This is a genomic window from Cohnella boryungensis (genome assembly GCF_042651945.1).
In the GTDB taxonomy this organism is placed as follows: domain Bacteria; phylum Bacillota; class Bacilli; order Paenibacillales; family Paenibacillaceae; genus Cohnella; species Cohnella boryungensis.
The window spans coordinates 1-2,574 of sequence record NZ_JBHSED010000054.1 but is presented as its reverse complement, the minus strand read 5'-3'; the positions used below and the strand labels follow the sequence as shown (position 1 = coordinate 2,574).

General features: G+C 39.2%; 1 protein-coding gene. It reads right to left on the bottom strand.

What is annotated here, in order from left to right; genetic code table 11:
- Nucleotides 1–205 precede the first annotated feature (205 nt).
- Nucleotides 206–2,239: an ATP-binding protein gene (locus ACFO1S_RS21635; protein WP_204601865.1), complete on the bottom strand. Its 2,034-nt coding sequence runs from the start codon at nucleotides 2,237–2,239 to the stop codon at nucleotides 206–208.
- Between the last annotated feature and the right edge of the window lie 335 nt (nucleotides 2,240–2,574).

Here is a 2,574-nt window from a genome sequence, read left to right as displayed (position 1 = left end):
AATCGACGATGACAATCTTAGCGGTAGAATTGAATTGCGTGCTCAGACTGCTCCGCAGTCTTCCGCGCGATCGAACCCCAATGCCCTCCTTCGGACTGGGGCGACTCCCCGTTTCTTTCCACAAAAAAACTCTGACCTCGTGCGGTCAGAGTTTTTATGGTGGAGGCGAACCGTGGCTGTGCAAAACCACAATTCGCCGCAGCCGTTATGCTCCTCTAATCTTATCTTCGTACCAACTTAACGAACGTCGATAAAGAGCTAGATCCGCCGAATCAGCATCTTTCGCATGGGCATCAAAACGCTCATTTATTATTGAAGAATTCAGAGAGAATTGTGATTTATCCGAAAAAAGCCTCTCAAAAACAGACCACTCCTTATCGATTATTGTTACCAATTCAGTCCAGAGCAGCTTTTCCATAAATTCATCGGGAGGAATAGAGGCAAAAACCTTCCTCTTTTTTTCTTCAATTCTTTTTAATATTCTCTCATTAACGGGTGGCTTTTGCTTATCCATTAATGAATCATATCTCAAGAAATTTAATACAATCCCTCTAAGTTTCTTCTCCAAGATATTTCTCCGCTTTCCAATAAGCGCAAGCTCGTCAGACCACTCTTCTAATAAATTTTTATTAATTTCATTTTCTTCAGCAATTGTTTCTGAAACAAATATGTGGTCGGGTTCAACCTTCTCTCCAACCATATCAGATTCTTCGTGAATTAATGCTAATCCTTCCTGAAACATTTCACCCGAAAGTTTGTAGATTTCCCCTTGCTTTTTTAATAAACCATATTTCGTTAAAATATTTATGTATGATTTAGGGAGCGATTCAATGTTCCCCTTAAGACATTCCATTGCATGATTCTTTAAATCTGGGTATACCCGGAATAAATGAGTTAATGCTGCTTGAGCTATAATAGAGCCCTCCGCCTCAATAAACTCTTCCAGGTGTATTTTTATTGTTTGTACGTCTGGCTTGATTGGCCGCATTTGAATATCAATCCTGCGATGGATAAATGAGCATGCTTTTCGAATCCAGTATGGTATATCACAACAAAAAGAAGCAATTGGGTCACCATTAATCTCGTCAAACTGCAAACCAGATACCCTAGCCAAGTCGCGAATCATAGCGATACTTGCACCTCTAGGAAGTGGCAGGAGATATTCTTCTGGCACAAAAGCTAAGGCAGCATTTTCTACTCCTTCAATTGACTCAACACGGAACCATTTACTTGAAACTCCACTTATTAATATAGAAAATCGCTTACTTATTCTGGCTGACTCCTGATAAAGAACTCTAAAATTTCTCCAAAACTCATTAAAATCATGAACCCAAAGTTTAGTGGTTGGACTACTCGGTGTAATATAATCAATCTCGTCGAACACAAAAATAATCGGCTTATCTGAATCAGCTACTTCTGATGCAAGGAATTGGGAGGCAGTGACCATGTTTGAATCTTCATTACAGGTAATTAATGTAGAATACCCTTCTTGAGTTCCTTTAATTCCTCTTAGTGTTTGTGCAAGAGAAAACATTAATTCATGTGATCTCATAGACCAAATACTATCATTTGAACAATCCACGACTACAAGGTAGCAATCATGATGCTCTCTACATACATCTACAATTCTATTAACTATAGAGGTTTTTCCGACTTTCCTTATCCCTAAGCAACACTTAATTTGACCTATTTGAAGTTGTCTTGCCAAATCTTGTGCTTCAGTCCGACGGCCATAAAAGTGTTCATCATCTGATACAGGACCAACAATATCAAATGAGTCGTACGAAAATAGTTCTCTACACAGAATATTCTCGAACTCTTCTTGGGTTTTCGGGAATTTATCTTTGTGATAATAAACAGGCAGGACCGAAATTCCATGTTCTCTTCCCCATTTCTTCAGTTTAGAGTTCCCCTGATTGTCACAATGTACCACAATTGCGACAGTAGGTTCGAGTCTCCCGTTCGAACTCTTAACAATAGTGCCCACAGTATTAATAGTCCTCATTTGTTGTCTGGAATAACCGGAAAATAGTATCAATACTTCTCTATCAATACTTAACAGAGACGAAAGACGATTACTTGGTTTACCATATACCTTGCCATACACTGCCTTTTCTGAGTTAACAACATACATTTCATTATTGGTAACTTCCAATAAACCCTTCGAGACTTTCGAAAAATCTTCAATCATGTTTTTAGTTATTGTTCTAATACTGTATTCTGATCGCACATCTTTCACAAGACATCCTCCATTTACTGTTAATAGGAATCTCAAGTTTAGGCAGTAATGCATTGTATCAATATTAGTTTAGTACCAATAAGTATATCAAAAATTAGGCGTGTTTAGGAAAATTTTGAAAATGAAAAATCCACAACCTCACGCGCTTGTGGATTTACATGGTGGAGGCGAGGGGAGTATCCAATTCCTCATTATACTTGCTGACGAAGCTTGATCGACGATGACAATCTTAGCTGTAGAATTGAATTGCGTGCTCAGACTGCTCCGCAGCCTTCCGCGCGATCGAACCCCAATGCCCTCCTTCGGACTGGGGGCAATCATCGACCCTCGCTACT